General features: G+C 73.5%; 14 protein-coding genes. 4 read left to right on the top strand and 10 right to left on the bottom strand.

What is annotated here, in order from left to right; genetic code table 11:
- Positions 1 to 140: 140 nt before the first annotated feature.
- Positions 141 to 1,718, bottom strand: a complete 1,578-nt coding sequence (locus tag AWW66_RS14240; RefSeq protein ID WP_067365505.1) for a Na+/H+ antiporter — start codon at positions 1,716 to 1,718, stop codon at positions 141 to 143.
- A gap of 95 nt (positions 1,719 to 1,813) precedes the next feature.
- On the bottom strand, positions 1,814 to 2,182 hold the full coding sequence (locus AWW66_RS14235; RefSeq protein WP_067365501.1) for a MerR family transcriptional regulator: 369 nt from the start codon (positions 2,180 to 2,182) through the stop codon (positions 1,814 to 1,816).
- 122 nt (positions 2,183 to 2,304) lie between these two features.
- On the opposite strand from AWW66_RS14235, the gene AWW66_RS14230 reads away from it, so the two are divergent.
- Positions 2,305 to 3,378, top strand: coding sequence for an alkene reductase (locus AWW66_RS14230; RefSeq protein WP_067365499.1), 1,074 nt, complete (start codon positions 2,305 to 2,307; stop codon positions 3,376 to 3,378).
- 283 nt (positions 3,379 to 3,661) lie between these two features.
- Positions 3,662 to 5,002, top strand: coding sequence for a CE1 family esterase (locus tag AWW66_RS14225; RefSeq protein WP_067365496.1), 1,341 nt, complete (start codon positions 3,662 to 3,664; stop codon positions 5,000 to 5,002).
- A gap of 63 nt (positions 5,003 to 5,065) precedes the next feature.
- Here AWW66_RS14225 and AWW66_RS14220 read toward each other — a convergent pair whose 3' ends face one another.
- The 5 genes from AWW66_RS14220 to AWW66_RS14200 all read right to left on the bottom strand — a co-directional run bounded on the left by AWW66_RS14220 (position 5,066) and on the right by AWW66_RS14200 (position 9,924).
- On the bottom strand, positions 5,066 to 6,604 hold the full coding sequence (locus AWW66_RS14220) for an alpha/beta hydrolase (RefSeq protein WP_067365494.1): 1,539 nt from the start codon (positions 6,602 to 6,604) through the stop codon (positions 5,066 to 5,068).
- A 316-nt stretch (positions 6,605 to 6,920) separates the two neighbouring features.
- Positions 6,921 to 7,601: a response regulator gene (locus tag AWW66_RS14215; protein ID WP_067365589.1), complete on the bottom strand. Its 681-nt coding sequence runs from the start codon at positions 7,599 to 7,601 to the stop codon at positions 6,921 to 6,923.
- Positions 7,602 to 7,771: 170 nt separating this feature from the next.
- The gene (locus tag AWW66_RS14210; protein ID WP_245648287.1) at positions 7,772 to 8,944 is read right to left on the bottom strand and encodes a sensor histidine kinase; all 1,173 of its coding nucleotides are present in this window, start codon (positions 8,942 to 8,944) and stop codon (positions 7,772 to 7,774) included.
- Positions 8,945 to 8,949: 5 nt separating this feature from the next.
- On the bottom strand, positions 8,950 to 9,234 hold the full coding sequence (locus AWW66_RS14205) for a hypothetical protein (RefSeq protein ID WP_067365491.1): 285 nt from the start codon (positions 9,232 to 9,234) through the stop codon (positions 8,950 to 8,952).
- Between the two features lie 105 nt (positions 9,235 to 9,339).
- Positions 9,340 to 9,924 (bottom strand): helix-turn-helix domain-containing protein, encoded by a 585-nt coding sequence (locus tag AWW66_RS14200; RefSeq protein ID WP_067365488.1) that lies wholly within the window; start codon positions 9,922 to 9,924, stop codon positions 9,340 to 9,342.
- A 47-nt stretch (positions 9,925 to 9,971) separates the two neighbouring features.
- Here AWW66_RS14200 and AWW66_RS14195 point away from each other — a divergent pair, with 47 nt between their 5' ends.
- Positions 9,972 to 10,760 (top strand): class I SAM-dependent methyltransferase, encoded by a 789-nt coding sequence (locus tag AWW66_RS14195; protein WP_067365485.1) that lies wholly within the window; start codon positions 9,972 to 9,974, stop codon positions 10,758 to 10,760.
- Positions 10,761 to 10,854: 94 nt separating this feature from the next.
- Here AWW66_RS14195 and AWW66_RS14190 read toward each other — a convergent pair whose 3' ends face one another.
- The 3 genes from AWW66_RS14190 to AWW66_RS14180 all read right to left on the bottom strand — a co-directional run bounded on the left by AWW66_RS14190 (position 10,855) and on the right by AWW66_RS14180 (position 13,919).
- Complete coding sequence (locus AWW66_RS14190; RefSeq protein ID WP_067365482.1) at positions 10,855 to 12,582, bottom strand: DUF7507 domain-containing protein; 1,728 nt, start codon at positions 12,580 to 12,582, stop codon at positions 10,855 to 10,857.
- Between the two features lie 225 nt (positions 12,583 to 12,807).
- On the bottom strand, positions 12,808 to 13,431 hold the full coding sequence (locus AWW66_RS14185; protein WP_067365479.1) for a helix-turn-helix transcriptional regulator: 624 nt from the start codon (positions 13,429 to 13,431) through the stop codon (positions 12,808 to 12,810).
- Positions 13,432 to 13,556: 125 nt separating this feature from the next.
- Positions 13,557 to 13,919 carry a hypothetical protein gene (locus AWW66_RS14180; protein WP_067365476.1) on the bottom strand — a complete coding sequence of 121 codons (363 nt, stop codon included), beginning with the start codon at positions 13,917 to 13,919 and terminating at the stop codon, positions 13,557 to 13,559.
- A 338-nt stretch (positions 13,920 to 14,257) separates the two neighbouring features.
- Between AWW66_RS14180 and AWW66_RS14175 the strand changes: the two genes are divergently transcribed.
- Positions 14,258 to 15,027: AfsR/SARP family transcriptional regulator (locus AWW66_RS14175; protein WP_245648283.1), on the top strand; the 770-nt coding region annotated here is incomplete at its 3' end.

Here is a 15,027-nt window from a genome sequence, read left to right as displayed (position 1 = left end):
GGTGGACGGCGCGCCCGGCAGGGCGGCGTCGGAGGGCCCGGCGACGACGAATCCTAGCAGTGAGCGACGCCGTGGTGTGCGCTCCGTACACACCGGAGGGTGCGCCGGGCGGCGGGCGGGGCGGTCGCGCGGGCGGGGCGTCAGTCGTTGTTCTGCGGCCCCAGCAGGCGGATCTCCTCGATGTCCAGCGCCGCCTGCAACTCCCGCTGCACCGCGTCGTCGATCTCGTGGTTGTCCCGCAGCCGGGTCACCTCGCGGCGCTTGTGTTCGAGGACGTCGAGCCGCAACTGCCGGTCCAGCTCCCGATCCCGGGCGGCCTCCTCGTCGTCGGGGGCGGACTGGACCTCGTCGAGGTGCCGCTCGTAGTCGCTGCGGAGCCGGTCCACCGCGTCCGGCCCGACGCCGATGCGGGCGGCGACCTCGGGCAGCGCGGCCAGTCCCGCCTGGGTGGCCGCCAGCCGGGCCCGCCGGACCTCGTCCTCGCGGCCGGGGTCGCCGACCAGGCCGGCCCAGCCGACCACAGCCGGCAGGGTGGTGCCCTGGACCAGCATGGTCAGCACGATCACCACGGCGGTACAGAAGATGATCAGGTCCCGCTCGGCGGCGGGTGAGCCGGTGTCGGTGGTCACCGGTACCGCGAGCGCCGCCGCCAGGGAGACCGCACCCCGGAAGCCCGCCCAGCCGGCCATGGTCCGGACCCGCCAGTCGACCCGGTTCTCCCGGCGGGCCGGCCGGCGCTCGATTGCCTGGAGGGTGGCGATCGACAGGTGCACCCAGGCCATCCGGGTGACCACCACGACCCCGGCGATCACCGCCGAGATGATCAACGCCTGGCCGGTCGAGGTGCTGGTGATGCTCCGCACCGCGCGGGGGATCTGCATGCCGAGCAGGACGAAGAGCGAACCGTTGATCAGGAAGGTGGTGAGGTCCCAGAAGTTGAGCGCCAGCACCCGGGAGGGGGCCCGGATGACCCGGGGGGCCGCGTACGTCAGGAGCAGGCCGGCGACCACCACCGCGAGCACCCCGCTGCTGTGCACCGACTCGGCGAGCAGGAACGCGACGAAGGGCGTCATGACGCTCAACGCCCCCTCCCGCAGCGGGTCGTCGAGACGCCGCCGGACCAGGATCACCACGCCCCCGGTGAGCAGCCCGGCGGCGACCCCGACGGCGGCCTTGCCGGCGAACTCACCGAGCAGGACGAGGAACCCCGGTGAGGCGTGCCCGGCGATCACGCCGACCGCCACGCTGAACAGCACCAGCGCCGTACCGTCGTTGATCAGGCTCTCCGCGCGCAGGGTGGTGAGGATCCGGCGGGGCATCCGCTTGGCCAGGCCGGCGACCGCGGCGGCGTCGGTGGGCGCGAGGACCGCGCCGAGCACCCAGGCGGCGGCCGGCACGACGCCGAGCGCCTGGGCGACCACCGCCACCGAGACCATCGTCAGCACGACCAGGACGACCGCGAGCAACGTGATCACGAGAAGGTTCGCCCGGATCTCCCGCAGGCTGACGACCAGGCTCTCCCGGTAGAGGATCGCCGGCAGGAACAGCACCAGCACCACCTCGGGTTCCAGCACCACGTGCGAGAAGGGCGGCAGCAGCGCGAGCAGACCGCCCATCGTGATGAGCAGGACGGGCGGGGCGACGCTGTACCGGCCGCCCAGGGTGGTGCCGATGATCACCGTGGCGCCCAGCACCACGATCAGGACAAGCGCGCTCACCCCGTGCCCCCGTCACCCGTACCGGCCTGCCCGACCATCGTGGTACGGGTGGCGGGCCCGGCACGGGCAAACCATCGAACTGACCGGGGCCGGGGTCAGCCGGGGACGAGCCCTTCCCGGTGGGTGCGGTTGGCGGCGAGGAGCCGGTCCAGGGCGTCCCGGGTACGGACGAGCTCCGCGATGTGCCCGGTGATCCGGTCCCGTTCCTGCCGCATCCGCTCGAACGCGAGGTCGGAGGCCTCGTGGCTGGGCGTCTCGGTGCAGGGCAGCAGGTCGACGATCGTCCGGCTGGAGAGCCCGGCCTGGTACAGGCGTTGGATGAGCAGCACCCGGGCGACGTCGCGGTCGGCGTACCGGCGTTGGCCGCCGGGGCTACGGACGCTGGTGAGCAGGCCCTGCTCCTCGTAGTAGCGCAGCGCGCGCACGCTCACCCCGGCTCGCGCCGCGAGGTCCCCGATCCGCACCGCGCCCCCCTGTGATCCGCGTCCCGCAGCACTTGCCTCTGACGTCAACGTCAGGTTTTAGCGTAGCGCTGCGCCGGAGCCGCCGACGCGACCGTCCCGCCCGACACCCGTGGAGGCACCTCATGACCACCCTGTTCGACCGCTACCGGCTCGGCGAGCTGACCCTGCCCAACCGCGTGGTGATGGCCCCGATGACCCGGGTCCGCGCCGCCCCCGGCGGGTTGGCGACCCCCTCGATGGCGACGTACTACGCCCAGCGCGCGACCGCCGGGCTGATCGTGAGCGAAGGCGTGCAGCCGAGCCTGGTCGGGCAGTCCAACCCGGGCACCCCGGGGCTGTACACGGACGCGCAGGTCGCGAGCTGGCGACCGGTCACCGACGCGGTGCACACCAACGGGGGGCGGATCTTCGCCCAGCTCATGCACGGGGGCCGGGTGTCCCACCCGGAGACGACGGGGACGCAGCCCGTCGGCCCCTCGGCGGTCGCCGCCGAGGGGGACGTCTTCACCCCCACCGGGCCGAAGCCGGCCCCGGTGCCCCGGGCGTTGGCCACCGGGGAGGTGCCCGAGCACGCCCGGTCCTACGCCGACGCCGCCCGCCACGCCGTCGACGCCGGCTTCGACGGGGTGGAACTGCACGGGGCCAACGGGTACCTCATCGCCCAGTTCCTGTCCAGCAACGCCAACCTGCGCACCGACCGGTACGGGGGTCCGATCGGCAACCGGATCCGGTTCGCGGTGGAGGCGGTCGCCGCCACCGTCGACGCGGTGGGTGGGCCGCGCACCGGCATCCGGCTCTCGCCCGGCGCGGGCTTCTGGGGGGTCCGGGAGAGCGAGGTACCGGAGCTGTACGGCGCGCTACTCGCCGAGCTCGCCCCCCTCGGCCTGGCGTACGTCCACGTCGAGGCCACCACCGACGAGGAGATCCTGGTGGGACTGCGTCGCGCCTGGCCCGGCACGTTCGTCGTCAACCCGGTCCTCCCGATGGGCCCCCGGCAGACCGACCGGGCCGCCGCCGACCACTGGCTGGCGCTGGGCGCCGATCTGATCAGCTTCGGCCGCGCCTACCTCGCCAACCCCGATCTGGTCGAGCGGCTGCGCCAGGGCCTGCCGATCGCCGCGCACGACGAGGCGACCTGGTACACCGGCGGCGACGCGGGCTACCTGACCTATCCCACGTACCAGCACCCGGCCTGACCGCCCCCGCCCGACAGCCGACACATGCCATCCACGCATTGCGATGTTATCGTTCACAATGTAGGTTCCAGGCAGGAGCGAAGGGCACGCTCCGCCGTCCCCACCGGGTCCGTCGTCCGCTGCCGAGCAGCGGACGCCCCCGGGCACCCCGGCGGGACACCGATCGGACACGTACCGGCCGACAGGACGGCCAGTCGCGGGAGCCGTCCGGTACGTCGAGCCGTTCCGAACCCCACATCGCCACTGATGCCGACGCATGGACGGCAGAGGGAGTTTTCGCGTGATGGTGAGACCCAGATCGGTCGCGGTAGCGGCCCTGCTCGCCCTGACCCTCGGCGGTACGACGCTCGCCGTCGGCGCCGCCGCCAGCTCGTCGGCCGCGTCCGGCGGCGGCGCCACGGCGGCCACGGACGTCGGCGCCGCCGCCTCGACCGCCGGCTGCGGCCGGACCCCGACGCTGACCAGCGGTACGCACACGATCCAGAGCGGCGGCAAGAGCCGCAGCTTCATCCTGCGGCTGCCCGACAACTACGACAACCGCACCCCCCACCGCCTGGTCTTCGGGTTCCACTGGCGGGGCGCCACGGCCACCGACGTCGCCACCGGGCAGACCGTGCAGCGGGACGTCTGGGCGTACTACGGGCTGCTGCGGCTGGCGAACAACAGCACCATCTTCGTCGCCCCGCAGGGCCTCAACAACGGCTGGGCCAACAGCGGCGGCGAGGACGTCACCTTCGTCGACGACATGCTCCGCCGCATCGAGGGGGAGCTCTGCGTCGAGACCACGCAGCGCTTCGCGCTCGGCTTCAGTTGGGGCGGCGGCATGAGTTACGCGCTCGCCTGCGCCCGGCCGGACGTGTTCCGCGCGGTCGCGGTCTACGGCGCCGGCCAGATCAGCGGGTGCAGCGGCGGTACCGGCCGGGTCGCCTACTTCGGGGCGCACGGCATCCGGGACAACGTGCTCACCATCTCCGGTGGACGTACGCTGCGCGACCGCTTCGTCCGCAACAACGGGTGCACCGCCCAGAACCCGCCCGAGCCGGCACAGGGCAGCCTGACCCACCGGAGCACCACCTACTCCGGCTGCGCGGCCGGGTACCCGGTGGTGTGGGCCGCCTTCGACGAGGGCCACATCGCCGCCCCGCAGGACGGCGCCCCCGGTGACAGCGGCTCCCGGACCTGGCTGCCGGGCGAGACGTGGCGGTTCTTCACCCAGTTCGGGGCGAACCCGACGCCCAACCCGACCACTCCGCCGCCCAACCCCACGACTCCGCCGCCGGGCCCGACCACTCCGCCGCCGGGCCCGGCGGGTTGCCGGGTCACCGCCACCGTCAACGCGTGGGGCAACGGCCTGACCGAGGACCTCACCATCACCAACACCGGCAGCACCACGATCAACGGCTGGTCCCTGGTCTTCACCCTGCCCGGCGGGCAGACCATCACCGGCGGCTGGAACGCCACCTACACCCCCACCTCAGGGCAGGTGACGGCCAGGAACGTCGACTACAACGGCGCGCTCGCGCCCAACGCCTCCGTCAGCATCGGCTTCCAGGCCACCCACACGGGCAACACCGCCCGGCCGTCCTCGTTCACCCTCAACGGCGCATCCTGCACGATCGCCTGAGCCGACCACGGCGGCGGGTGCCGGTGGGACCACCCCACCGGCACCCGCCGCCCGGCCACCGCCTCAGCCGACGCTGCGCAGCGGGCCGACCAGCGACTCCACCGGGGCCGGCCGGTCCGTGGCGGCAGCCGGCTCGACGGCGGCACACCGGGCACCGGCACGGGGCACGGTCAGGTCGAGCAGGTACGCGTCGGTCGTGTTCCTGGTGCAGGCGCTACGGTCGTACACGCCGTGGCCCCAGCCCTCGTAGGTGAGCAGGACGGTGGCGTCACGGGCCTGCCGGTGGACGTTGACCGCCCACTCGTACGCGGTCGACGGGTCGTGCCGGGCGTTGAGCAGCAGGATCGTCGGTGCCGTGGTGATCCGCAGCCGCTGCTGCGGATTCACCGTGTCCCCGGACCGGCCGACGCACGACCCGACCGCCTCGGTGGCCAGTGGTGAGCCGCCCATCGCCGGCGCCACCCGGGCGGCCCGCTTAATCAGCGTGGTCAACTCCCGGTGGTCACGCACCGGCATGCTCCAGTCCAGGCAGAACACCGCCGGGAACAGGTGCGCCTTCAGGTAGGGATCGGCCTCCCCGGTCGGCTCCGTCGGGGCGGTGGAGCCGTCCAGCGCCGACAGGAAGTCGGCGAGGGAGGACCAGGTCGGGCCGTAGAAGTCGGCGAAGGCGCGGTCCCGCACCTGCCGGGCGGTGACCGGCGTACCCGATCCGGGGTCGGACAGCTCGCCCCGGTCGGCCCGTCGCAGCAGGCTGCGCCACAGCCGAGGCACGTCCCGGCCGTGCAGCGCACAGGACCCGGTCCGGCCGCACCAGGCCACGAACTCGCGGAACGAGTCCTCGGCGGCTGCCGCCTCGGTCTCGACGAAGCCCCGGGTACCGAGGCTGTGGTCCATGACGCTGTCCAGCACCATCGCCCGGACCCGGTGGCCGTACCGCTCGGCGTACTGCTGGCCGATCAGCGTGCTGTAGGAGAGGCCGAAGTAGCTGATGGTGCGCTCGCCCAACGACCGCCGTACGGCGTCCATGTCCTCGACCACGCTACGGGTGTCCACGTGGTCGTAGAGCGGGCCGGTCAGGGCCCGGCACTCGGCGGCGAACTGCCGGTTGAACCGGGCCAGGCGCGCGAACCCGGCCTGGTTGGCCGGCGTCAGCGAGGGGCGCTGGTCGAGTCGGCCCGGCGGGCACGCCACCTCGGTGCTGCGGGCGATCCCCCGGGGGTCGATGCCCACGATGTCGAACCGCTGCCGCACCTGCGGGCTGAAGTACCGGTCCGCCACCAGGGCGAAGTCCACGCCCGAGCCGCCGGGCCCGCCGATGTTGACGAACAGCACGCCCTCGCGCTCGGCGGGCACGGTCGCCGGGCGGCGGGCCAGCGCGAGGGTGAACGTCTCGCCACCCGGATCGGCCCAGTCCACCGGCATCGGCACCGTGCCGCACTCGACGTCGGCCGCCTCCGGGCACGGTACCCAGGTGATGTCGGCGCGGTAACCACGGTCGCGGTCCCCCGCCCGTGGTCCCGCCCCGGCCGCGCCGGTACCGCTGCCCGCGACGAGCATCCCGGCCGCCACGGCGACGGTGAGCGCCCGCATCCTCGGTCGCACTGATCCCCTCCTTGTTGGTGCTGGTACTCGACAGGTCGGGCGCGGGCGGCAGCCACCGCTGGCCGTCACCTGTCCCGGGGTGCCGTGGGCCCGGCCGTGGATCGGCTGGCCCGGCCGTTCACTGAGCAGGTCTGTCACCGGCCCGGTCGCCGGCAGGATGGGTCCACCGCCAGGCCGGTCTGCCACCGGCCTGGTCGTCAGCAGTTCTGGTCCACCACCGGCCCGGTCTGCCAGCGGGTCCGGTCGGTCGCCGGACCCGGTCGGTCGCCGGGCCCCGTCGGTCGCCGGAGTGGGTCGGTCGCCGGGCGGCGCCGGGTCAGCCGAGCCGGTGGCGGATCGCGTAGCCGGCAGCCTCGGTGCGGTTCCGGGCGCCGATCTTCGCGAAGGCGTTGTTGGTGTGGGTCTTGACGGTGGTCTCGGCGACGAACAGGGCCACCGCGATCTCGGCGTTGGTCCGCCCCTGGGCGATCAGGCCGAGCACCTCCGCCTCCCGCTGGGTCAACCCGTCCGGTAGCCGGTCGCGCGCCGGTGGCGGCGCCGACCGGGTCAGCGCGGCGGCGAGCCGGGCGGAGATCACCGGGTCGAACATCGAGTGGCCGGCGACCGCCGCCCGCAACGCCATGCCGATCTCGGCACGCCCGGCGTCCTTGGTCAGGTAGCCACGGGCCCCGGCCGCGAGCGCCCCGGCGATCGACTCGTCGTCGGCGTACGTGGTCAGCACCACCACCGCGACCTCCGGGAATCGGTCCCGGACCTCGGCGGTCGCGGCGATCCCGTCGAGGACCGGCATCCGCAGGTCCATCAGGACCACGTCCGGCTTCCGGTCGGCGACCAGGTCGAGCGCCTGCCGGCCGTCGCCGGCCGCCCCGACGACGACCACCCCGTCGGTGAGTTCCAGCAGGGCGGTCAGCCCTTCCCGGACGAGTTGCTGGTCGTCGACGACCAGCACCCGCAACGGCTGGTCGGTACGCCCGGTGCGGTCGGTGCGGTCGGTCATGCTGGGCCGCACTGGCATACCCTCCCGGCCCTCGCCGTCACGGCCGTGACCCCCTCGCGGCTCGACCCGCTCGGTGCGGTCGGTCATGCTGGGCCGCACTGGCATGCCCTCCCGGCCCTCGCCGTCGCGGCCGTGGCTCCCCTCCGGCACTGCCCGCTCGGTGCGGTCGGTCATGCTGGCACCTCCACGGTGACTCGCCACGTACCGTCGGCCACGCCCGCCTCCAGGGTCCCACCGACGAGCGCGATCCGTTCCCGGGCTCCGGTCAGCCCGTGCCCACCCGCGCCGTCGCCGGTGGCCGGCCGCACCCGGGTCGGGTCCGGGGCCGGGTTCTGCACGGTGAGCCGTACGGCCGGGCCGTGGTAGTCGAGGGTGACGGTGACCGGGGCGCCCGGGGCGTGCTTGGCCGCGTTGGTCAACGCCTCCCGGGCGGTCCGCAGCAGGGACACCTCGGCCGCCGAGGGCAGGTCTTGAGGGCTGCCCTCGGTACGCAGGGTGACCGTGGCCGCGTGGTCCGCCCGGTGGCCGGCGACGAGGTCGCCGAGCGCCTGGGGCAGCGGCGGTACGTCGGCACGCAGGGCCGCGACCGCCGAGCGGGCCTCGGCCAGGCCGTCGCCGGCCAGTCGGCGGGCCCGGCGGATCCGGGCGGTGGCAGCCACGACGTCCCCCTTCTCGGTCAGTTGCGCCTCGGCGACCTCCAGTTGCACGCCGAGCGCGCCCAGCGAGTGGGCGAGCACGTCGTGCAGTTCCCGGGCGATCCGGGCCCGCTCGTCCAGCGCCGCCGCCCGGGCCTGGGCCTGCTGGGTGCGCGCGGTCTGGTCCAACAGCAGCGCGGTCTGCTCGGCCCGCAGCCGGTACTCGCGTCGGTGCAGGCTGAACAGCACCAGGATGACGATCAGCGCGGGCTGGGTCAGCATCGCCGTCGGTCCGCGACCGGCGAGCCAGAGGCCGGTCAGCAGGACCGCGACGACCGCGCCGGTGAGGGCCAGGATGGCCCACATCGGCATCCGGGGCAGCAGCACGAAGGTGAACAGCGCGCCGTAGAGGAAGATCAGTGCCGCGGCGTTGTCCGGCACGCCCGCGACGGTGGCCGGCAGCAGCGCCGCCAGGGCCAGCGCGGTGCGGGCGAGCCGGGGCCACCGGCGGTCGGTGGCCACGAAGCAGGCCCACCCGGCGAGGCTGACGGCGAGGACCGGCCGCACGCCGGGCTCGGTCGGGGCCAGGTACCGCAGCGACCAGACCAGCAGCGCGCTGAGCACGATGCGGACCAGCCAGCCGGTCTCCGGGTCGTCGGCCTTCAGCAGCCGTACGACCCGGTGGGTCAGCCGACGCAGCCCGTCCACCAGGGTCAACCGCGTTCCCGCACCAGGGTCAGGATCAGGTCCAGCACCAGCAGACGGTAGGCGACGAAGGCCAGTCCCGCCACGCCGAGCACCACCAGGACCGCCATCACCACACGTCCGGTCACCTTGCCCCCCTCCTGTTCGAGCACCCGGTCGATGACCGTGCCGGCCAGCCGGGTGCTCCGGCTGCCCTTCCCGTCGCCGGTCAGCAGATAGTTCGCGGCCCGCACGACGGTGCCGCGCCGGGCAGCCGGGGAGCCGTTCCTCGTGGTGTCGACCTGCTCGTTCATGACCCGAACGTTACGAGCGGGACCGGGTGGACCGGCACCTTCGGAGGGTGGAGATCTGGGTGGAGCCGGCCTGGTGGAGGGGCCTGGGCCGGCCTGGTGGAGGGGTCATCCGGTGCCGGCCGGGGGCCGCTGCGGGCCCAGGTGGCTGCGTTCCCCCTCGTGGTCGAGGATGCACAGGATCTCGGCCGGGCCGCCGTGCGCTCCGAACGCGTGCGGCACCATCGTCGAGAACTCGGCCGCCTCGCCCGTCCGGACCAGGATCGTCCGCTCACCGAGCCGCAGCACCACGGTCCCGGAGAGCACGGTGAACCAGTCCCGCCCGGGGTGCACCCGCAGCTCGGCGGGGACCGGTCGGGTGACGCGCAGCTTCGCCACGGTCATCCCGGCCGGTGCGCCGTGCCGGGTCAGCAGCCAGGTGGTCACGCCACGCTCCTCGTCGCGGTGCGGGCGGATCACCACGTCGTCGTCGGTGCCCGACTCGACGAGCTGGTCGAGGGTGGTGCCCAGCGCCCGCGCGATCGGGGTCAACTGGTCGAGGGCGATCCGCCGGTGACCGGTCTCGATCCGGCTCAGGGTCGACGGGCTCAGGAAGCTGCGCGCCGCCAGCTCGTCCAGCGACCAGCCACGGGCGACCCGCAGCCCCCGGATGCGCTGCCGGACGAGGGCGTCCACCTCACCGTCTTGCTTCATACGCAAGATTGTATGCCGTAAGAGCAAGACGCGGGTACCGTCGCGGCATGGCACACACCCACCTGGCCGAACTGCTCGACCTCGACGCCGACGTCCTGCACGAGTACCACGACACGGTGCTCACCTGGGTCGGCTCGCTCACCCCCGCCCGGCCCCGCGTCGTCGACCTGGGCGCGGGCTCCGGCACCGGTACCCTCGCCCTGGCCCGGCAGTTGCCGGACGCGGAGATCGTCGCGGTCGACGTCGACGACGAGATGCTCGACCACCTCCGGGGCCGGGCGCACGCGCTCGGCGTCGCCGACCGGGTGCACACCGTCCAGGCCGACCTGGACCAGTCCTGGCCGCCGCTGGGCCCCGCCGACCTGATCTGGGCCTCCGCCTCGCTGCACCACCTCGCCGAGCCCGCCCGCGCCCTCACCCGGGCCCACGCGACGCTGCGCCCGGGGGGCCTGTTCGTGGTCACCGAGTTGGACTCCTTCCCCCGGTTCCTGCCCGAGGGGGCCGGGGCGGACCTGGAGGAACGGTGCCACGCCGTGCTCGCCGAGATCCGGGCCGAGAAGGGCCTGCACATGACCGAGGACTGGGCCGCCCGACTGGTCGAGGCGGGCTTCACCGTCGAGGCGGAACGGCGGTTCGACATCGCGCTGCGCGCACCCCTGCCCGCCGCCACCGGTCGCTACGCCCACCTCACCCTGGCCCGGATGCGGCACGGCCTCGACGGGCGGCTCCCCGCACCCGACCTCGCGGCGCTCGACACGATCGCGGCGGGCGTGGCGAGCCGTACCGACCTCACGGTCCGGGCCACCCGGACCGTCTGGCTGGCCCGCCGCCCCTGACCCCACCCGACCGGGCACGGCGCCGTCGGTCCACCGCCGCACGACAGACGAACTCCGGGCACCAGAGTGGTGCCCGGAGTTCGCGACGGAGCGGTCAGAGTGAGGAGTTCACCTCCCGGCGGATCCGGCTGAGCCCGATCAGGCCGCCGCCGGCGACCAGGAGGCCGCCGCCGAGGGCGAGGGCGCCGGTGAGGCTCTGGCCGGTGACGGGCAGACCGTCCTTGCCCTTCCCCTTACCGTTCTCCTTGTCGTTCTCCTTGTCGTTCTCCTTGTCGTTCCAGTTGCCCTTCTCGTGCTCCTTCTTGTGGGGCTCCTCGACGCAGACGGTGACGGTCACCGAGGAGGAGACCACGTTCTGGTAGCGGTACGTGCCGGTGGCCCGCGCCGTGTTGACCACCTTGCCGGCCTTCACGTCCGCCTCGGTGACGACGTACGGGTTGACCGCGTGGCAGTCGGTGCTGGTGCCCGGCGCCAAGGTGGTGCGGTCGCAGACCACCTGACCGGCGGTCGGGTCGTCGACGGCGACGTTGGTGATCGTCACGTTCCCGGTGTTGGTCACCCGGTAGGTGTAGAAGATCTTGTCACCCTTGTGCGCGACGTCGCCGTTCTTGCACTTGTCCTTGCAGTCGGTGTCGACCCGGGCCTTCTTGTCGATCGACAGGCCCGGCCGCGCCACCTTGGTGGTGACGGTGAAGGTCGCCTGGTTGGAGTACACCGTCTGCTCGCGGAACTCGCCGGAGGCGCGGGCCGTGTTGACGATCTGGCCGCGCTCCACGTCTGCCTCGGTCACCGTGTACGTCCCGGTGCAGGTGGTGCTCTCCCCCGGCGCGAGCGAGGTGTCCTCGCACGTGATCCCGGTGACCGTGTCGTCGGTGACGGCGATGTCGGTGATCGAGGCGGTGGTGCCGGTGCTCTCGTTCGTCACGGTGTACGTGTAGGTGACCACGTCACCGACCTTCACACCCTTGGCCGGTGACCCCGTCTTGGTCAGCGTCAGCTTCGGCTTGGGCGTCACCGTGGTGACGGTGAAGGTCGCCTCGTTGGAGGGCACGAGCTGCTCGCCGAAGCGTCCGGTGGCCTGGGCCGTGTTGACGATCTGGCCGCGCTCCACGTCCGCCTCGGTCACCGTGTACGTCCCGGTGCAGGTGGTGCTCTGCCCCGGGACGAGCGAGGTGGCCTGGCACGTGATGCCGGTGACCGTGTCGTCGGTGACGGCGATGGCGGTGATCGGCGTGGCCGTGCCGGTGCTCGCGTTGGTCACGGTGTACGTGTACGTGACCACGTCACCGACCTTCAGCCCACTGGCCGGCGACCCCGTCTTGGTCAGCGTCAGCCTCGGGTTGACCTCCGGGCTGGACGCGGCGCAGGTGTGGGTGAGGACGAAGAAGTCGGCCGTACCGCTGATCACCGCGGTGGCGTTGAGCAGCGTCCAGCCGGCCGGCGTCCGGATCCAGGCCTTGCTCGTGCCGAGGTCGTTGACGATGGCGCTGTTGGGATCGGTGGGAATCGTCAGGGTCACGTTGCCCGTCGGCGTGCTGAACGTCGCCGTGACCGACTGGAAGGTGCCGCTGGTCTGCGGGTTGCCTGGCAGGTTGAACACCCAGACGTCCTGGTTCGGATAGGGCCCGCCGCCCAGGTTCGGATCACAGTTCTGGGTGAAGTTGGCCGCCGTCGTCGGCACGTTCCCCTGGTTGATCTCGATCGTCGTCGCGGCGGCCGCCGGGGCGCCGGCCCCGACCAGCAGGGCCCCCGTCAGCAGTACGAAGGTGGCCAGCCGGGTCCAGAGGCGACCCGGTCTGTGCCGTGCAGAGGTCTCGATCATGTACTCCCCCGTGTGGTGGATGTTGACACCGAGGAAACGATGTGCATACGGGAGAGTCGCGGCGGGTGACGAAGGTTCACCCACAAAGTGGATATTACGGTCAAATCACGTACACGTTCCGAGATGTCGTCCCGGAGAGCGGCAGCGGACGGTCGGCGGGGCCGCAACGGGGGTGGCAGCCCGGCGCACCGGCCCCCGGGCGGGGCCGGTGCGCCGGGAAGCGGATCAGATCAGGCCGGCCCGCAGCGCGTAGGCGACGGCGTGCGAGCGGTTGCGCAGCTTGAGCCGGTGGGTGACGCCGTAGATGACGTTCTTGACGGTCCGCTCCGAGTAGCAGAGCTTGCCGGCGATCTCGTTGGTGTCCAGCCCGTCGGCCATCAACCGCAGCACGTCGACCTCGCGCGGGGTCAGCCCGGAGGCGTTGAGACCGTTCGGGGCGAGCACCTCGCGCTGTAGCCGCTCGATGTGCTTGAGCAGCTCCCCGACCAGGTTCGGCGGCATGACCCCGCCGCCGTTGGCCGCCGCCAGCACGCTGTGCACCAGCCGCTCGCCGGTGACCGCCGCGCGCGGCAGGATGGCGACCACCCGGCACTCCACCGCCGTCAGCAGCTCGCTCTCGGTGATCTCACGGAGCACGAGGACCACCGGCAGGCCGGTCTCCGCAGCCGAGCGGCGCAGCATCGCCACCACGTCCACCGTGAGCTGCTCGCAGGCGAACACGAGCACCTTCGCCCCGGCCCGCTCGTCGGCGGGCAGCAGTTCGACCTCCGGGCAGGAGCGCAGGAAGCTGGCCAGTCCCGCGTGACTGAGCGGTTCTGACGCCTGCAGGATGAGCCCTACCCGTTCCACCGATGCCTCCCGTTGTCGCCGGTCCCGGTGGAGTCTGCGCAACACCCCTTCAGAAAATCTCCACGCCGGTCTTCACGCCCGCCCGTCGACCGTGAAGGTTTGCCCGAGGCGCGGCACCGACGTGCTCAGGAACAGGCGGCGTCCCCCGCCGCCGGGGGAGCCTCCCGCGCCCGGCGGAGCGCCTCGATGTACTTGGGGATCTCCACCACGGCGAGCTCCAGCCGGCCGGGCGCGAGCTGGTCGGCGAAGACCGCCTCGACCACGTCCCGGGCCAGTTCGTCGGGGAGTTCGTCGACCCGCTGGGTGGGCGCGCACTGCCACATGTGGATGATGCGCAGCCGCGCCCGGACCTCGGACAGGGTGCGTTCCAGCCCGGCTATGGCCTCGTCGGCCTGCGCCGCGTCGAGCACGAGCCGCCCCTCGGCGGCGAGCGCGAGCAGGAGTTCGCCCGCGAACGGGCTCGTCGAGGCAGGTGGGTGAGCCGGCACCGGTCGAGTGCACCAGCCCGGTGACCACGGGGGAAGGCCTCGGTCACGGAAGTGCCCCGGGCTCCGGTCTGTTCTGCCCGGACTACCGCCCGGGACGCCCGGACCGGGCCGATCATGACAGGCACCGTGGGCGCGGCGGGGAGAGACTGGACGCGAGGGCGCCCCGCCGGTGGGGCGGGGCGCGCGATCGGGGCCCGACCGATCGGCAGCGGTGGCAACGACCGCCCCGAATCGCGTAGATCTTGAGGGGAGGCCGGTCGGGCGGGCCGGTGGCACGGGGGCGTGGCCGCCGGGCGGCGGGCCAGGTCTCGAAACGGCGGTTGGGGGCGGCGGTGTCGGTGGGGGACGGAGGCGTACGCCTCCAGTTGCTGGGGCCCGTGCGGGCCTGGCGGGACGGGGTCGAACTCCCGCTGGGGTCGGCGCGGCGGATGGCCGTGCTCGGTGTCCTCGCCCTCCGCACCGGGCACGCCGTCTCCCGGGAGCAGCTCGTCACCGCGCTCTGGGGGGAGGCGGCGCCGGCCAGCGCGACCGGCAACATCTACACGTACGTCTCGGCGCTGCGCCACGTGCTGGAGCCGGCCCGGGACCGGTGGGCGGCGGGGCGGCTCCTCAGCTCGGGCGGCGGCTCGTACCAGCTGCACCTGCCCCCGGAGTCCGTCGACGTCGTCCGCTTCGAGTCGCTGCGCGAGGCGGCCCGACGCCACCGGGTCGCCGGGGACACGGCCGCCGAACTGGCCACCGTGGAGTCCGCGCTGCGGCTGTGGCACGGGGTGGCCCTGGCCGGGGTGCCCGGCCCGTTCGCCGAGGCCCAGCGGCTGCGCCTGGCGGAACTGCGGCTCGCCACCACCGAGCGGTACGCCACCCTGCTGGTCGCGGCGGGCCGGCACGAGGAGGCCACGTCGGTCCTGCACGGGCTGGTGGACGCGTACCCCGGCCGGGAGGACCTGCGCAGCATGCTGGCCGACGCGCGGCGGGCGGGTGGCGCGGGCACGGTGGTCGGGCGCCCCGCCGACCCGCCGCCCGGCGTCGACGCGCCCGACGGAGCCGCCCCGACGGCCGGGACCGGCCCGCCCGACCGGGCGGTGCTGATCGGCCGGGACGCCGAGCT

This window comes from Micromonospora rosaria (assembly GCF_001567585.1).
GTDB classification, from domain to species: Bacteria; Actinomycetota; Actinomycetes; order Mycobacteriales; family Micromonosporaceae; genus Micromonospora; species Micromonospora rosaria.
The sequence above is the reverse complement of the archived record's forward strand: the minus strand, read 5'-3'. Positions and strand labels throughout refer to the sequence as shown.